The organism is Staphylococcus americanisciuri (assembly GCF_024814435.1).
GTDB lineage: Bacteria > Bacillota > Bacilli > Staphylococcales > Staphylococcaceae > Staphylococcus > Staphylococcus americanisciuri.
Genome location: NZ_JANUXY010000003.1, coordinates 192,054 through 208,741 on the forward strand (window position 1 = coordinate 192,054; position 16,688 = coordinate 208,741).

Here is a 16,688-nt window from a genome sequence, read left to right on the forward strand (position 1 = left end):
AACTACTGTAATCCATGCTTTACCTAGTTGATAACGCCTCTCAATGACATCGAGTTAGAATGATAACAATTGATGCTAGAAACTTTTTTCCTTACAGTGAATGAACATTCATTTATAATCACACTATGAGAGAAAAGGACAGCAATAAAAAGTTAAAAATATTAAATGCTACGTTAGATCTCGTATATACACAAGGATTATCCAAGTTATCCATGTCTAAAATAGCAAAAACAGCTGATGTATCTCCTGCAACAATCTACATTTACTTCGAGAACAAGGAGGATTTGATTAACAAACTCTATCTCAGTACAAAAGAAACGATGAGTACAGCAGTATTTGATTCGATTGACTCTCAACAAGATTTAAAAATACAATATTATCAAATACTAACGAACTTTATTACGTTCATTATGCAAAACAAGAAGGCATTCTTATTTTTAGAACAACTCCACAATGCACCTGTACTTGATGACGAAACATTACAAGCATCAGACGAATTATTTTCGACACTATCTAACTTATATCAAGAAGGTATTGATCAAAAATTGCTTAAACCAGTCAGCTTAATTGCTTTGTCAACAGCAACGTCTAGCATTGCAATGGAATATGTTAAGTTGTTTCATAAAGAGCTCGTAACAGGTACTGATGAGGAAATAAATGAAGTAGTGTCAATATGTTGAGATGCTATCGCTTTGAAATAGGAGCTTCTTCATGCAGAGGCTTTTATTTTGAGAATTAGATGAATGAACGTTCGTTAATAAAATGATAAAAAAAGATGGAATGAATATGTCAAATATACTAAAAACAACAACTTTAAATAATGGTGTAACTTTAAAAAACAGCATTGTCATGTCACCGATGACGACTTGGTCGAGCAACGATGATTACAGTGTCTCTTAGGAAGAATTAACTTATTATCAATACCGTAATAGTGGTGCAGGTATGATTATTACAGGGTGTGCACACATCCAAGACAACGGCATAAGCTTTACAAATGAATTCAGCGTTTCTGACGATAAGTATTTACCAGGTCTTACAAAATTAGCGTCTACTTTAAAAGCAAATGGCGCAAAAGCAATTTTACAAATAAATCACGCAGGTAACAAAGCACGTCCTGATTTAATTGATAGACCCGTGGTAAGTTCAAGTGCTGTACCAACACAAGCAACAACTTTTGCACCTTCTGTCACACCTAAAGCATTATCTGAAACAGAGATTGAAGATGTGATTCATGCTTTTGGAGAAGCAACTCGACGTGCGATTGAAGCAGGTTTTGACGGTATCGAACTCCACGGTGTTCACGGCTTTTTATTACAAAACTTTGGACCGTTATTCAAAATTCAGGTACATGGTTTACAATAGAATAAATTTGACAATGGACACCCTTGCCTTTTGCTAAAAGCTCCTACTAGCAAGGTGTTACCGCCAAATCATTGCCTATGCCGGGCGCACCACGAAAAAAAGTGGACAGCTTTCCTCGTTTTAAGGAAACACTGCCCACTTTTTATGTTACACCCTCAAAATAAGAACCTCTAAGAAGGCGTTCTTATTTCGGGGGTTTCCCGGCTAAAAACCAAAGTGTAAGAAAGGATAGAATTGTTGCACTTAAAGAAAAAATAAACGGCTAGAAAAAAGCCCAAACAGAATGACATCAACATTCTATTCGGGCTTTTACTTTTATAACTTAAATCTATTTTGTCACGCTTACGCCGCACGTCTACGTCGCATCATATACAGACCTGCGCCGACGCATACGTAACCAAGTGCAATCGCCCCTGCTGACGTTCCACCTGTCGCAGGCAACGTTCCTTTTTCATTTCCATCTGCCACTTGTCCATTCGTCGCTGCAGATGTACCTTGCATTGCCACAGTTGACATCACTGCAGTCGTTGACATTGTTGTCACATGACTTCCTGCCATCGTACCCGCATGTCCAACCATCGTGGCACTGTTGTTACCCGTTGCAGCCGGTTGATGCGGCACTGGGAATTGAACGACTTTGCCTGTTGTCGCTGGCTGTGGTGTTAGCTGTTGACCCTGTGGCTTCGCTGCAGGTGGCACTGTTACTGTATCCTCCCCTTTAGCAGGTTGCCCCATAATCATACGTTGTGGTTCCGTTGTGTCATATTGCATTAAGTCAGCCGTTTTTAAGTAATCCGCCATGACTTTATCGAGTGACACACCTTCTTCACGTGATCCACCAAACATATCAAATCCATCGCCGCCTGACGCTGTGAAATCATTCGTCGCAACGTTATAAATACGTGTTAAGTCTAGTGGTTCATATTGACCTGTCTGTTTATTCAATATTTGTATTTCATTCACGCGTTGTCCCGGTGCTTTGTTGATGTCGTAATAAACACGCACACCTTTTGAAATTTGTAGCAAACCACCATTCGCTGTGAATTGCTTTTTGCCATCTACCATTTGTGTTGGGGCACTTAAGCTATGTTCAAATGCTTTCAACACATTTTCACCTGACACTTTAATTTGTGCAATCGTGTTACCAAACGGCAATACCGTGATAACATCGCTTAATTTCACTGTCCCTTGTGTGATTGACGCACGAATACCACCAGAATTTGTCACTGCGAAGTCTGATGGTGTGCTAAAACCATGTTGTCCGTATGCTTCAATCGCATCAGCAATGGCATCTCCCAAGTTTGTTTCTCGTGTGCGCACATCATCACGTTCACCTTTGAGGTCCACTGTATTATTCGGAATAATCACCTCAGATGTTGCATTCAAATAGGCTTCGTTTGCTTTGTCTAATTGTGCTTTTAAAGTTGCATTCGGTGTTACGTCTGCAACATCTTTTACGTTAATTAATGACGCTTTTGCATTGCTTAACTTGCCATCTTTCTCTTCAAACGTTACTTTACCTACGTTCGCTAACGCTGTGCCTGTTTGCGCTAAAATATCTGTGCCGAACATTTGACCTTGTTCTAAGACTGTATGAGAATGACCATCAATCATGATAATCGGATGTTTATACGCTGTCATCGTACTCAATTGTTGTGTTAAATAATCACCACGCCATTTTTGTTGCGTTGACGGATCGATACCGAGATGAGAAAGGATGACAAATGCATCAACTTGATTATTTAACTTTGTCATCTCACGTGTCACTGTTTCCAGAGGATCTGCAAAAGTGACACCAACGATACCTTCTGGGCTTGTTTTTGTTTTCGTTTCAGGCGTTGTCACTCCGATAATACCGTAGTTTATACCGTTTTTATTAACGATAACAGAAGGTAGGAATGCTAACTTGCCATCTTTGTATACATTGGCACTTAGTAACGGAAAGTTTAAAATACCTTCTAATTTTTTCAGTTGATTATAACCAAAATCAAATTCATGGTTACCAATCGTCATCGCATCATAGCCTACTTCATTCATCGCTTTCGCCATTTCTTCACCTTTTGACAAGTTAGAAACTGGCAAACCTTGAAATGCATCCCCAGCATCCACCATTAAATCTGGTTGTTGCTGTTCTTTTAACGTTTTAACTTCGCCATACCAATCACACGATTATTTTCTTCAATCATACGTCCGTGCATATCGTTCGTGTGTAAAATCGTATGTTGGGTCGATGTTATGGTCTTTGGTGCTTCAGTAGCTTTCGCTTCATCTTGTCCAGTTGTGGCCTCAGTTACTACTTCATCCATCTTGTCTCCCGATTGTTCTGTAGCAACATTAGCTTCTGACGTTGTAACATCTGCTGGGACGGTTTGTTTGTCCACAGTTGGTGCTGATTCTGTTGTAGCAGTCGCCTTTCCCGTTGCTTGGCTCGGCTCAGTTGACGACACATCAGTTGTTTCCGCCTGAACATTGCCAAGGCTGATCATACCACAAAAACCTAAAATTAATGCAAATACTGCAACCCATCGAAAAACTGTCTGCTTCATTTGAAATCTCCTTTTATTCGTGCTAGAAATGCAGGATTCTTGTCATTACATACAGCTTTACTCAAATCCAAAGTGCCTTTCTCACAACGTTTTAAATATGTCTAACACTTATATCGTAGCATAAATAAATCGTGTGTTTTATCAATTTTTCCAATAATTTTATTAACAAATAGTAAAAATTGTAAGCGTTATGATAATAAGTGCAAAAAAACATCATATAAAGAGTTACTGCCTGCTTCTCTCCTTGTACGATGTTTCTTCACGTTATTCAATTATGCGCTGTTCCGTGAATGTATATTGTTCCAACCATGATGTTAAAATCTCGTGTTGGCTTGGGTGTAAGTCCGATGTTGCACGATCATCAATCAATGCTGCACCACCTGCTTCAAAAATCTCATAAGCGACATCAATACATCGTGTACGATTTCCAGTTAACAATAACATTTGTGGTTCTGGATTCATCACCGGTTTGATTGCTTCAACATCACGTACGACTTCTCCAACAATAGTCACACCCGGTCCCGGTCTCTCTGACAATTGTGCAATCTTCTCAGCAATTGTTGTTACCGTACCACCGATAATTTGTTGGTTGGGACGTGTCGCATTAAAAATAACTGCAACAGGGTAATCAATCCCAACTTTTTTGATAATTTCCTCCATCAAAAATGGCAGACGCTTCACACCCATATAGATTGCTAGTGTTCCCCCATTTTCCAACGTAGTAATATCAATATCATTTTCAACACCATCTTTAAAATGACCTGTTGTAAAAGTAATATTCGTTGAGATTTGGCGTTCTGTCAAACCTCGACCAAGCTGACTAATCGCTGCACTTGCTGCTGTAATACCTGGCACAATTTCAAAATCAATACCATGTGCACGCAATGTTTCCACTTCTTCAGCCACCCTTCCAAAAATGGCAGGGTCACCACCTTTAAGACGTACCACATGACGATACATTTGTGACTTTTCCACAAGCAATTCATTGATGCGTTCTTGTCTGATGTACTTGGTATAAGGCGTTTTACCAACATGTATCCATTCAGCATCTGGTCGTGACAATTGTAAAATAAATGGATGTACGAGTTGATCATACAAAATAACATCTGCCTGCTGAATACAACGTTCTGCTTTTTTTGAGAGCAGGCATGGGTTACCTGGACCGGCTCCAACTAAATACACTTTGGTCTTATTGTCTATTACAGACATACATAAACCTCATTATCAATAACTTCCACTTCGTACGTTTCAACACAACCTTCGTCAGGTTCTTGAACAACCCCTGTGTTTAAGTCAACTTTTTGATCGTGTAGTGGACAATAGACGTAATGCCCGCTGACAGTTCCTTCCGATAAAGGCCCTTGTTTATGTGGACAAACATTGTTTACTGCTTTAATAACACCATCTTCCATTAAGAAAAGACCAATTTGTTTATCTTCCACAAATACTTTTTTACCGATTAATGGTTCTAAATCTGACATATGTGCCACTTTTACTTTTTGTGCCATGTGCATTACACCTTCTCCACTTCAAAAATTTTACGTTTATGCGCATCACTTACGATATCGTTCCATGGCTCTTCAGCAACTGCTGCTTTAGCATCCATAATACGTGCATAAAGTGCTTCTTGCTTTTCAGGGTCTAACACGACTGACTTCACTTGATCAAAGCCCATGCGTTTTAACCACGGCGCTGTACGTTCCGCATAAATACCTGTTTCACGGTAATATTGCATATACGCACCACATAATTTCACCACGTCATCTTCAGTTGGAACAGTTGCTAAAAATTCTGCTTTCACAACATCTGTACCGCCGTTACCACCAATATAGATTTGGAATCCATTTTCAACACCAATAATACCGAAGTCTTTCACACCTGATTCTACACAGCTACGTGGACAACCAGAAACACCCATTTTGAATTTGTGTGGTGTATCGATATATTCAAATGTTTTTTCAAGACGAATACCGAGTTTCGTTGTATATTGTGTACCGAACCGACAGAATTCTTTACCTACACAACTCTTAACTGAACGTGTTTTCTTCGCATAGGCAGATGCCGAACGCATACCTAAGTCGTCCCATACTTTTGGTAATTCTTCTTTTTTCACACCGTATAAACCGATACGTTGTGAACCTGTTACTTTCACGAGCGGTACATCGTATTTCTTAGCCACTTCACCAAGACGGATTAATTGGTCTGCATCTGTCACACCACCACGCATTTGTGGGATTACAGAGAACGTCCCATCATTTTGAATATTGGCATGATAACGCTCGTTAGCAAATCGTGATGATCTCTCATCTTCGTGGTCGTGTGGGTATACCATATTTAAATAGTAGTTGATGGCTGGACGACACTTCGGACAGCCGCCTTTGTCTTTAAAATCTAAGACGTGGCGCACTTCTTTCGATGTTTTAAGACCTTTCGCACGAATTTGTGTCACGATTTGATCACGTGATAAGTCCGTACATGCACAAATACCTGTTGGTGCACTTTCAACAAAGTCATCACCTAATGCATACTCTAACAGCTCACCAATTTGCCCCTTACACTTACCACAAGAGTTCCCTGCTTTTGTCACTCTTGTTACATCCGCAACAGATGTTAAACCTTGTTCTTTAATTGCTTTAACGATGACACCTTTAGAGATACCGTTACAGCCACAGATTGTTTCGTCATCATCCATGTCTGCAACACTAATTGCATCTACTTCACCTGCTTTATGCAAAATAGACACTAATGTGTACTCATCAGTTGTGTCACCTTTTTTCATCATATTGTAGAAACGGTTACCTTCTTCTGTATCACCATAAAGAACCGCACCGACAATTTTCTTATCTTGTACAAATATTTTTTTGTAGATATTATCCACACCGTTGAATGTTTCAATGCCACGTACATTTTCATTTTCTGTAATACGACCGGCGCTGAAAAGGTCACAGCCTGATACTTTTAATGATGTAAAGGTTGTAGAACCTTGATAACCATCAGTTGGACGTCCTGTGATATGATCCGCCAATACTTTACCTTGATCATAAAGTGGCGCTACAAGACCGTATACTTTAGAACGATGTTCCGCACATTCACCGACCGCATAAATGTTTGGGTCACTTGTCTTCATAAAATCATCTACAACGATACCGCGACCGATTTCCAAGCCTGCTGCACGTGCTTCTTTTGTAACTGGGCGGATACCTACCGCCATAACAACCATATCTGCATCAAGTACACGCCCATCAGATAAACGAATACCTTCTACATGATCTTCCCCTAAAATTTCTTGAGTGTTTGCTTGTAATTCAAACTTAATGCCTTGTTTTTCTAAGTCAGCTTTAAGTAAGCCACCCGCTTTACGGTCAAGTTGTACTTCCATCAACCATTCAGCCAAGTGTACAATCGTTACGTCCATACCTTGATCGACAAGACCACGCGCACATTCAAGACCTAATAATCCACCACCAATAACAATCGCTTTTTCCTTGGTTTTTGCTGTTTCAATCATTTTTTCAGTATCATCAATTGTACGGAACCCCACTACGCCGTCCAAACGTGAACCGTCGATTGGTAAAATAAACGAATCCGAACCTGTTGCGATAATCATTTGATCGTATTCAACAACACGACCGCTTTCTGTTTCCACATTTTGTGCATCACGATTAATTGTGACAACTTTATCGCCTGTAATTAGCTGAATACCGTTCTCCTCATACCACTCATACGGATTCATAATTGTCTCATCAACTGTCATTTTATTTTGTAAGATGTTTGATAACATAATACGGTTGTAGTTAGGATATGGCTCTTTACCAATAATTGTAATCTCAAATTTATCTGGATCACGTTCTAAGATTTCTTCGATTGTACGGACCCCTGCCATACCATTACCAATCATTAATAATCTTGTTTTACTCATGGATATCCTCCTCTAATGTTTCTAAATATGCCTTTATTTTTTTCGCGTATGCTTGTGTTTTATGAATGGACTGACCTGATGACCCCACACTGATCATCATATCGTCGCAGTTAATCGTTAACATGTTAAAAAAGTCGGACTGTTCTCTATCTCCCGTATGGTTTACCCACTGTGTCTCACGGGCATCACGTGCCACACGATCATTAACAGCTGCATCATCCGTTGCCACAATCACTAGCGTTGCCGCTTCAATATCTGCCGCTTCGTATGCTTTTTGTAACAAGCGAACTGTTGCTGGCCATGCCGTTGTGCTAAAGCCTTCATGAAATTCTAGGCTGACAACATCAATCGTGCATCCTTCATGTATAAGCGCTTGAAACTTTCGCCAAGCAATCTTCCCCCCACCAACAATTACCACGTGTTTATTACACAAGTTCAACTGTATCGGATACATGATGCGCCTCCTCACATGCTGCAATACGCGCTAAAATAATATTTTTTAATACTGGGTCAAAGTTAATTGCTGTGGTATACGTTATTTCCACTGGTAAGTTTAATTCTTCAATTTGTCGTTTCGTCTTATTAACCAAGTAACCATCATAGAAGAAAAACGGAACGATTAGTAACTTTTGATATTTTGCTGCAAGTGGTGGCAATGTTTCTTGAAAATTCAACTTGCCATATACCATGCTCGGATAACATTGTAACTGTTCACTTGTCTGTTGCTGTGCCAAATATGTCAATGCGATATCCGGTTCATTAAAACGTGCATTCCCATGTGCCAAAATGACAACACCCGTTGCGTCATCAATTTCATGTGCATAGCGTGCCATTTGATGCGACACCCAATCAGCCATGGCTGGATGTGTGCCAAGTGGTTCTGCCAATAAAAAATGAACTTGTGCATACTGTGTTTTCCACATCTGCACTTGGTCAGCAATATCTTCGTAATAATGTGAAGCTGTAAATAGGAGTAATGGTACGAGATTCACTACACGATAACCTTGTCTCACCGTTGTAGCTACAACCGTCTCTAAAGAACGCGCTTCCGATTCCAAAAACGCCACATCATAGTCAATCTGCGTCTCATCGAACAATGCATATATAAAATCTTCCAGCAGCTCATTCAACTTACCTTTTCGCATGCCATGTACAATTAAAATCGTCTTTTGCAACCCACTCACCCCTCACTATTTATTGTAATCTAATTCATACAGATTTTGTGATTACATTCACAACTTCAAATAAAATTAGGGAACCCCCTATGCAATTCGCAAGGGGATTCCCTAGTTTGTTATCGTACTTTATAAATTATCACTTTCTCTACAGCCTTAGTTGCTATTGTTCTGACCATGGCGGCAATGTTAGCAGGTCAGCGTTGTAACGCTCAGGAATTAGTACTTTGACCATCATAATACCTTTATCACCTGTTTCATCTTCCATCTCAAAAAAAGTTTCATAGCCACGACGTGCATATACATCCGCTAACCATCCCATCTTGCGCGCAGATGTCCCAAGTACAACAGCTGGGGCTTTCAATGTATCTCTCAATATATCTTCTTCCACGTAGCGCATCATTTTACTACCATAACCTTTTTTGTTGTAATCTGGATCTGTAGCCAACCACCAGATAAATGGATATTTAGAAATTGGCACTTCACTCTCCCAAGGAAAACGAATCGATAACGTTGAGACAATCTGTCCGTCTATTTCCAAAACATAGCATGCATTTTCTCGAATATTATCCTCTACCATCTCTGGCGTAGCATTCACTGAGGGCCAATCAATTCCCACTTCACGCAACGGTGTAAATGAGCGATACATTAATTGATGTAACGTCGCTGTATCTTCCAGTGTTGCCAATCGAAACTGTTCTGCCATTATAATACACCCTTTCTTCTTTGTTTCACATAACGCTTATTTTACCAAATAAGTATGGAACACTAGTAAAAAATAGTATCGAAAATGATACAGAAGACCATAGTCTTAACAACATTATTTGATTCTGTTACAAACTCTAGACGCCTCTTTTATAGCCTCATGTCAAACATTCTGGAGAAAGCTAACGTTATCTTACGAGCTACCTGTTCTACCTCAAGTCCATTTAAAAATAATATAAAATAATACTATGTAACCAATACAGAATAAAGTACAATTAGAGTGTCAAACAAAATGCTTTAGTGGAGGGATTTAACTATGTCGATTGAAAAACCGACTAAGTCAATTGAAGACACGTATGCATCGCGCGGAATCGTGGAAGGGATTATCAGCAGTGTTGCGATGAAAGAAACTATGCTTGATCGTACGATACTACGTTACATTTTGAAATCTATGATGTCTGGTTTCTTACTCGCCATTGTCACAGTTTTCATGTTAGCCATGAAAACACAAATGGCAGGTGCACTACCAGGGGTTGTAAACTTGATGGGCGCCATTGCATTCAGTATTGCCTTAGTCTTAATTGTATTAACACACTCAGAACTCTTAACAAGTAACTTTATGTATATGACTGTTGGAATGTACTATCGTGCAATTAGTGTTAGCAAAGCATTATGGCTCTTTGCAGTATGTTTCCTGGGAAATATTCTTGGTGCTTTTGTATTATTCGGCCTCTTATACTTCACACACATCATGACACCGGAGATGGTTGCAGCACTCTCAAAAACAGTCGCAGCCAAAACAGTCGAACCTACATGGTATGCCATCTTAGTAAAAGCCATCTTTGCGAACTTCTTTATCAACATCGGTATTTATGTATCATTAATGTTTAAAGAGGGCATGACAAAAACATTCTTTATTGCTGCTGGTGTTGTTATCTTCGTCTTCATGGGGTATGAACATGTTGTCTACAATGCAGGTCTCTTTGTTGGTATGCTTTTCAACAATATAGATGCACTCAACTGGTTAGCTGTACTTAAAAATATCGTCTTTGCATTTATCGGTAACTATATCGGCGGCGGTATTATGGTTGGTTTATTATATGCATACTTGAACGGCTCACCAAAACAATAGGCGCAAAAAATCCGCTGAACGCATTGTTCAGTCGGATTTTTTGTTGTGCTTATTGTGCTGCTTTTTTGCGACGTTTCATTACTTTTAAGCCGTATGCAAAAACACTATAACCTACCGCTGTTTGCACCACCCACTTTAAGAACCCCTCTAACTTGCAACATTTATTTAATAACATAGGCACTGCTGTACTTAGAACATATAGACCTAATACTTTAACGTAACGTTTGTTCATTTCAACCTCTCCTTATTATGCGTACTAAAATTATTGTATCACTCACTGTTCACCCTATTTCTGACAATTCATTGAATCCCAATAGCCTACTTTGTGGTACTATTCTTGCTAAACACTATAATATTTAGTCTGTTTTGCTTAAGCTAATAGTATATTTATTATCGTTCCACCCTAATAAATAACTTCATTATGATATTATATATTTTTCTAAACAATTGCATACTTCTAATTAATTGTGTCCATTTTATGAACAATATATAAACTTATTATTTTTTCATTTATTGACTGATACAATGTAAACACTTACAAAACAGAAAGGGCGTTAAACAATGGGAACAACTCAAAAGAAACAATCTACTATTACATTTAAGCCAGTCTGGTTTATCCTAGCATTTGTGGCACTGATTACGATATTGCTAATACCTGCGCCTGCTAGTTTACCTGTCATGGGAAAAGCTGCACTGGCAATTCTGGCATTCGCTGTCATTCTATGGGTGACTGAAGCAGTTAGTTACCCTGTATCAGCAGCTATTATTATCGGTTTAATCATTTTGCTACTTGGTTTTAGCCCAGTTCAAAATTTGGCAGAGTCACTTGGTAATCCTCAGGCTGGTGGCAAACCAATAACTGGAGAAGCTGCTTTTGGTACAAGCAATGCACTCAAGTTAGCTTTCAGTGGTTTTTCATCTAGTGCCGTAGCGTTAGTAGCAGCAGCGTTATTTTTGGCAACTGCTATGCAAATTACAAACTTGCATAAACGTTTAGCTCTTTATGTTCTATCACTCGTAGGTAACAAAACAAAACGCATCGTTATTGGTGCAATTATCGTTGCAATTATTTTGGCATTTTTCGTACCGTCCGCTACAGCAAGAACAGGTGCCGTAGTTCCAATTCTATTAGGAATGGTTGCTGCATTTGGTGCGAGTAAAAACAGTCGCTTAGCCGCACTACTTGTCATCACTGCTGTTCAAGCCGTAAATATATGGAATGTTGGTATTAAAACAGCTGCAGCACAAAACATTGTTGCAATTAATTTTATTAATAATCAGCTTGGTCAAGATATCTCATGGGGTGAATGGTTCTTATATGCAGCTCCTTGGTCAATCTTGATGTCTATTGTTCTTTACTTCATTGCATTAAAGGTTATTCCGCCCGAACAAGACAGTATCGAAGGCGGTAGCAACCTTGTTAAACAACAACTCGCTGAATTGGGCCCAATATCCCCAAAAGAATGGCGCTTAATTATTATTTCTATTGCACTACTCGTGTTATGGTCAACTGAAAAGGTTCTTCACCCTATCGACTCATCATCTATCACTTTATTGGCTTTAGCTGTCATGCTAACACCAAAAATTGGTATCATGAGTTGGAAAGAAGCAGAAAGTAAGATTCCATGGGGGACTATTATTGTCTTTGGTGTAGGAATTTCTTTAGGTAATGTACTGCTACAAACGACAGCAGCACAATGGTTAAGTGATAAAACGTTCGGTTTAATGGGCTTAGAACATATGCCTATCATTGCAACAATTGCGCTGATTTCACTTTTCAATATTTTGATTCACCTCGGTTTTGCAAGTGCAACAAGCTTGTCATCCGCATTGATTCCAGTCTTTATTTCACTGGCTTCAACATTAAGTCTCGGTGATCATTCAATTGGTTTCGTGTTAATACAACAATTCGTCATTAGCTTTGGATTTTTATTACCTGTAAGCTCTCCTCAAGGAATGTTGGCATATGGTACCGAAACATTCACAGCTAAAGACTACTTAAAAATTGGTCTACCACTCACAATTATAGGTTATTTACTCGTCATTATTTTCAGTATGACGTACTGGCAGTGGATGGGTCTACTATAGAAATAAATATATTGAAAAAAGCACTAGAATGGGGGAAGCATTCTAGTGCTTTTTCATATCTCGAGGTCGGGACAAAATCTTGCTTTGGGAATATCATTTATAGATTTTCCAAATTATACATCAATCATGCCCCGTCCCCAGTTAAGGAGGTGTTTTGGGTATAAATTTTAGGGATTGTTATATCTGCTTTCACTTGATCCATATGGGAATAGATCGTCTCCTAGCTTATAACAAATGTATTAATCTATTATTAAGAAAGCGTCTATTCATCATACATCTGTTACAGCTAAAATCATATATTTTTGAGAGAGGACAACTTAGTGTCTCAATCTCTAATAACATCATAACGCGATTTTAATCATTTAACATCAGACATGAGTTTGAACTTTTTATACATCTTCCGTCTGATAAACTTCTCCGTCTATTGAACATTTATCAGTCTATATATATCTTCATATCTGACTCTTTTTGTCGTAATCTACCACAATTATAATCATTTTCATATGGTGAACTACAGACTTGAACAAAAGCGAACGATGTTGTATAGATATTATCTCCTACAATATTTTCTCTCTTTTACTGATAATTTTCTATTAAACATTTCAGCCTCCCCTATAAATTCACTTTGTTTTCTATGACAAGGTAACAAATATTTTTTACAAACAACTGTGTATTAATTAAATAAAATTATCAAAAGTTTCTATCTGAAAATTATCAATCTTAGAACTTTGTTGTGTTCACAATTATGACAAAAATATTTGTTTACTTAATCACTTTTATACTTTAATGTGAAACAGCATCAACGCAGCACGGCACATCAGTGTTTTATAAAGTTCATAATTTCACAATCTATATAATTGACTTATATAATTAATTTATTTATAGAACAATGAGATTCATTCTCATTGAAACCCTATTGCACACGCTTTCAAAACCCTTTATGATGGGGTTGCATTCGAGAGAGAGTAAAAAAATAAAATAGATTTAGAGAGAGAAGGAAATGTTTATGGATTTCATTTTAGGTATTGGTACTTTACTAGTAGTTTTATTGGCAATGACTTTATTCTTAAAGTTTGCACCAAATGGTAAGGTTAGCTTACAAGCACTTTCCGGAGCAGCTTGTGCCACATTCTTACCAGAAGCTTTCTTAAAATACGCAATTGGGGGCGTTTTTCACATCGATTACTTCGTCAAAATTGGTGAAATCGCAGGAAGCTTAAGCGGGGTTGCAGTTGGTATCTTAACTTGTCTAAAATTCGGTGTTAACCCTGTATTCGCAGTTTTAACAGGTCTTGTATTATTCGACTTCAAATTATTACCAGCATTTATCGCAGCATATTTTGTTGCCTTTGGTTTAAAACAAGTTGAAAAACACGTACCTGAAGGCTTAGACTTAATCGTTGTTATTTTAGTATCACCAGCCGTTGCATATGGTATTGCATCTATCGTATCACCAACTGTTATTGCCGTATTGAAGCAAATCGGTACAGCCGTAACAGCTGTGGGTGACAATAACCCTTACGCATTAGCATTAGTTATCGGAGCTATCGTACCAGTAGTTGGTATGACACCACTTAGCTCAATGGTATTCACAAGTCTACTTGGCTTAACAGGTATTCCAATGGCAATCGGTGCATTCGGTTGTATGGGTAGCTCATTCGCCAACTTCGTGTTATTCAGAAAGCTTAAAATTGGTAACTCAGGTAAAGCTTTCGCAGTTGCAATCGAGCCATTAACACAAATTGACATCATCGCTAAATACCCTATTCAATTGTATGGAACAAATGCAATTGTAGGTGCAATCAATGGTTTATTCATCACTTATATGGGTATTGTTGTAAACCAACCAGGTATGGCAACACCAATTGCTGGACCAATCGTTGCACTCGGCTTTAACGAAGCTGTTCCAACAGTAATCACTATCGTCGTTGTTGCAATCATCAGCATTATCTTAAGCTATATCATTGGTACATTTATGAGCAAACGTAATTTTAACTTTAACTTCAAATCAAATAAATTAAACAATCAAACAAACTAAGGAGCGAATTCATTATGGCACGTACGAAAGACTTTCAAAGTGCATTCGATATTATCGGTCCAGTTATGATGGGACCTTCTAGTTCACATACAGCAGGCGCGGTTAAAATCGCTAAAGCCGCACGTGCAGTCTTAGGTGGTACACCTGAGTCTATCGAAGTTCATTATTATGAATCATTTGCTGAAACACATAAAGGACATGGTACAGATTTAGCGATTGTCGGTGGTCTACTCGGGTTTAGTACATTTGATGAGCGCATTAAAACCTCAACTAAAATCGCCAAAGAACAAGGTATTCCTTATGAATTTATAGAAGAAAAAGGCACAAGCTTAGGCGAACATCCAAACTGTGCACTCATCATTCTTGAAAAAGACGGACGCCATGTTGAATTAAATGGTATCTCAATCGGTGGTGGTGCTTTCAAAGTAAAAAGCATTCACGTAAACGGTATGTGTATCTTATTATCTCACACGCCAAATCTACTCGTTATCGACGGTGAATGTGGTATCTCAGAAGTCAACCACTTAATCAATGAGCTTGTTGAAAATGGCGTTGATATTAACGAAGAAATCAAAACAATGAGCGGCGAACGTTGCCTGCTTGCATTACATTTAAATAAATCTATGAACACATCACTATTAGAATCATTAAGAGAGAAATATTCGAGCCTTAATTTCTCTTACATCGAATAATCAGGGGGAAGAACAATCATGTTTGATTCAATGAAAGAATTAATAGAATATGCAGAACAAAACGACACAACTTTTTCCGAAATTATGATTGCACATGAGATGGAAACACGTGGAATGACACGTGAAGAAGTCTATGGTTTAATGCAACAAAACTTAGATACAATGCGCGACGCTGTTGAAAAAGGATCAACTGGTGAAGGTGTTAAAAGTGTAACAGGTTATACGGGTCAAGACGCTATTAAAGTACGTAAATACAATGAAACACATAAAGCCCTTTCTGGTAGCGATATGGTCACTGCCGTACAAGGTGCAATCGCGACAAACGAAGTAAACGCAGCAATGGGCATTATCTGTGCAACACCAACAGCAGGTTCATCAGGTACGATTCCAGGCGTATTATTCAAATTAGAACAATCACATGACTTAGATAATGAACAAATGATTAAGTTCTTATTCTCAGCATCTATGTGCGGTATGATTATCGCAAATAACGCTTCAGTTGCTGGTGCCATTGGTGGTTGCCAAGCAGAAGTTGGCACAGCATCTGCCATCGCAGCAGCTGCAGCCGTTGAAACATTCGGTGGTACACCAACTCAAGCAGGTCACGCAATCGCAATCAGCTTAGCCAACCTACTAGGTCTTGTATGTGACCCAGTGGCAGGTTTAGTAGAGATTCCTTGTGTTATGCGTAACGCAATCGGTTCAGGTAATGGCTTAATTTCAGCTGACCTTGCTCTTGCAGGTGTTGAAAGCCGTATCCCAGTAGATGAAGTCATTATGGCAATGGATACTGTAGGTCGTAACTTACCTGCATCATTACGTGAAACAGGTATCGGTGGTCTTGCAGGTACACCAACAGGTCAAGCGATTAAAGAAAAAATCTTTGGTACTTCTAACAAAGACGAAGTATTCTCATAAACAACACAAGTCACATATATTGAAGTTTGAGATATCGAGCCTATCTCAAACTTCTTTTTTTTATGCCTATGAACCTTCCCTATCTCACAAATTTTAAAGAACTACATTTTGTT

The 16,688-nt window shown here is 38.6% G+C and carries 15 protein-coding genes and 1 pseudogene; 7 read left to right on the forward strand and 9 right to left on the reverse strand.

Annotated features, from left to right (window positions below; genetic code table 11):
- Positions 1-125 precede the first annotated feature (125 nt).
- Positions 126-680, forward strand: a complete 555-nt coding sequence (locus NXS11_RS04380; RefSeq protein ID WP_259199297.1) for a TetR/AcrR family transcriptional regulator — start codon at positions 126-128, stop codon at positions 678-680.
- Between the two features lie 238 nt (positions 681-918).
- Positions 919-1,362, forward strand: a pseudogene (locus NXS11_RS04385) (oxidoreductase); the annotation flags it as partial.
- A gap of 342 nt (positions 1,363-1,704) precedes the next feature.
- On the opposite strand, the gene NXS11_RS04390 reads toward NXS11_RS04385, so the two are convergent.
- The 8 genes from NXS11_RS04390 to NXS11_RS04420 all read right to left on the reverse strand — a co-directional run bounded on the left by NXS11_RS04390 (position 1,705) and on the right by NXS11_RS04420 (position 9,708).
- On the reverse strand, positions 1,705-3,474 hold the full coding sequence (locus NXS11_RS04390; protein ID WP_373319374.1) for a 5'-nucleotidase C-terminal domain-containing protein: 1,770 nt from the start codon (positions 3,472-3,474) through the stop codon (positions 1,705-1,707).
- Positions 3,475-3,497: 23 nt separating this feature from the next.
- Entirely contained in the window at positions 3,498-3,908 is a 411-nt protein-coding gene (locus NXS11_RS11065; RefSeq protein ID WP_373319375.1) for a hypothetical protein, read from the reverse strand.
- Positions 3,909-4,172: 264 nt separating this feature from the next.
- Positions 4,173-5,117, reverse strand: a complete 945-nt coding sequence (gene cobA, locus NXS11_RS04395) for a uroporphyrinogen-III C-methyltransferase (protein ID WP_259199299.1) — start codon at positions 5,115-5,117, stop codon at positions 4,173-4,175.
- Positions 5,108-5,422, reverse strand: a complete 315-nt coding sequence (nirD, locus tag NXS11_RS04400; RefSeq protein ID WP_259199301.1) for a nitrite reductase small subunit NirD — start codon at positions 5,420-5,422, stop codon at positions 5,108-5,110. Before nirD ends, cobA begins: the two co-directional genes overlap by 10 nt.
- Entirely contained in the window at positions 5,422-7,827 is a 2,406-nt protein-coding gene (gene nirB, locus NXS11_RS04405) for a nitrite reductase large subunit NirB (protein ID WP_259199302.1), read from the reverse strand. The genes nirD and nirB overlap by 1 nt, the downstream gene beginning before the upstream one ends.
- Positions 7,820-8,281 carry a precorrin-2 dehydrogenase/sirohydrochlorin ferrochelatase family protein gene (locus NXS11_RS04410; protein ID WP_259199304.1) on the reverse strand — a complete coding sequence of 154 codons (462 nt, stop codon included), beginning with the start codon at positions 8,279-8,281 and terminating at the stop codon, positions 7,820-7,822. Before NXS11_RS04410 ends, nirB begins: the two co-directional genes overlap by 8 nt.
- Complete coding sequence (locus tag NXS11_RS04415; RefSeq protein ID WP_259199306.1) at positions 8,253-9,002, reverse strand: sirohydrochlorin chelatase; 750 nt, start codon at positions 9,000-9,002, stop codon at positions 8,253-8,255. Before NXS11_RS04415 ends, NXS11_RS04410 begins: the two co-directional genes overlap by 29 nt.
- A gap of 163 nt (positions 9,003-9,165) precedes the next feature.
- Positions 9,166-9,708 (reverse strand): GNAT family N-acetyltransferase, encoded by a 543-nt coding sequence (locus NXS11_RS04420; protein WP_263009907.1) that lies wholly within the window; start codon positions 9,706-9,708, stop codon positions 9,166-9,168.
- Positions 9,709-10,023: 315 nt separating this feature from the next.
- On the opposite strand from NXS11_RS04420, the gene NXS11_RS04425 reads away from it, so the two are divergent.
- Entirely contained in the window at positions 10,024-10,839 is an 816-nt protein-coding gene (locus NXS11_RS04425) for a formate/nitrite transporter family protein (protein WP_259199307.1), read from the forward strand.
- 49 nt (positions 10,840-10,888) lie between these two features.
- Here the strand turns inward: NXS11_RS04425 and NXS11_RS04430 are convergent, their stop codons facing one another.
- Positions 10,889-11,071 (reverse strand): hypothetical protein, encoded by a 183-nt coding sequence (locus NXS11_RS04430; RefSeq protein ID WP_259199308.1) that lies wholly within the window; start codon positions 11,069-11,071, stop codon positions 10,889-10,891.
- Positions 11,072-11,400: 329 nt separating this feature from the next.
- Here NXS11_RS04430 and NXS11_RS04435 point away from each other — a divergent pair, with 329 nt between their 5' ends.
- The 4 genes from NXS11_RS04435 (at position 11,401) to sdaAA (ending at position 16,575) form a co-directional block, all read left to right on the forward strand.
- Entirely contained in the window at positions 11,401-12,927 is a 1,527-nt protein-coding gene (locus NXS11_RS04435; protein WP_259199309.1) for an SLC13 family permease, read from the forward strand.
- 1,006 nt (positions 12,928-13,933) lie between these two features.
- Positions 13,934-14,965, forward strand: a complete 1,032-nt coding sequence (locus NXS11_RS04440) for a PTS sugar transporter subunit IIC (RefSeq protein WP_259199310.1) — start codon at positions 13,934-13,936, stop codon at positions 14,963-14,965.
- Positions 14,966-14,979: 14 nt separating this feature from the next.
- Entirely contained in the window at positions 14,980-15,657 is a 678-nt protein-coding gene (sdaAB, locus tag NXS11_RS04445; RefSeq protein WP_259199312.1) for an L-serine ammonia-lyase, iron-sulfur-dependent subunit beta, read from the forward strand.
- Between the two features lie 18 nt (positions 15,658-15,675).
- On the forward strand, positions 15,676-16,575 hold the full coding sequence (sdaAA, locus tag NXS11_RS04450) for an L-serine ammonia-lyase, iron-sulfur-dependent, subunit alpha (protein ID WP_259199313.1): 900 nt from the start codon (positions 15,676-15,678) through the stop codon (positions 16,573-16,575).
- The last annotated feature ends 113 nt before the right edge of the window (positions 16,576-16,688 follow it).